The sequence below is a fragment of the Streptomyces sp. JHA26 genome (genome assembly GCF_002005565.1).
Taxonomy (GTDB): Bacteria; Actinomycetota; Actinomycetes; order Streptomycetales; family Streptomycetaceae; genus Streptomyces.
Genome location: NZ_BDJC01000159.1, coordinates 1 through 754, shown reverse-complemented (window position 1 = coordinate 754; position 754 = coordinate 1). Strand labels below are relative to the sequence as shown.

Here is a 754-nt window from a genome sequence, read left to right as displayed (position 1 = left end):
AACACAGTGGACGCGAGCAACTGAGGACAAGCCCTCGGCCTATTAGTACCGGTCACCTCCACACCTTGCGGTGCTTCCAGATCCGGCCTATCAACCCAGTCGTCTGCTGGGAGCCTTACCCCATCAAGTGGGTGGGAGTCCTCATCTCGAAGCAGGCTTCCCGCTTAGATGCTTTCAGCGGTTATCCCTCCCGAACGTAGCCAACCAGCCATGCCCTTGGCAGGACAACTGGCACACCAGAGGTTCGTCCGTCCCGGTCCTCTCGTACTAGGGACAGCCCTTCTCAAGACTCCTGCGCGCACAGCGGATAGGGACCGAACTGTCTCACGACGTTCTAAACCCAGCTCGCGTACCGCTTTAATGGGCGAACAGCCCAACCCTTGGGACCGACTCCAGCCCCAGGATGCGACGAGCCGACATCGAGGTGCCAAACCATCCCGTCGATATGGACTCTTGGGGAAGATCAGCCTGTTATCCCCGGGGTACCTTTTATCCGTTGAGCGACGGCGCTTCCACAAGCCACCGCCGGATCACTAGTCCCGACTTTCGTCCCTGCTCGACCCGTCGGTCTCACAGTCAAGCTCCCTTGTGCACTTACACTCAACACCTGATTGCCAACCAGGCTGAGGGAACCTTTGGGCGCCTCCGTTACCCTTTAGGAGGCAACCGCCCCAGTTAAACTACCCATCAGACACTGTCCCTGATCCGGATCACGGACCCAGGTTAGACATCCAGCACGACCAGACTGGTATTT

At 58.5% G+C, this 754-nt stretch carries 1 rRNA gene; it reads right to left on the bottom strand.

The annotated features are described in order from the left end of the window. Positions 1–22 precede the first annotated feature (22 nt). Positions 23–754, bottom strand: a 23S ribosomal RNA gene (locus JHAT_RS33515); the annotation flags it as partial.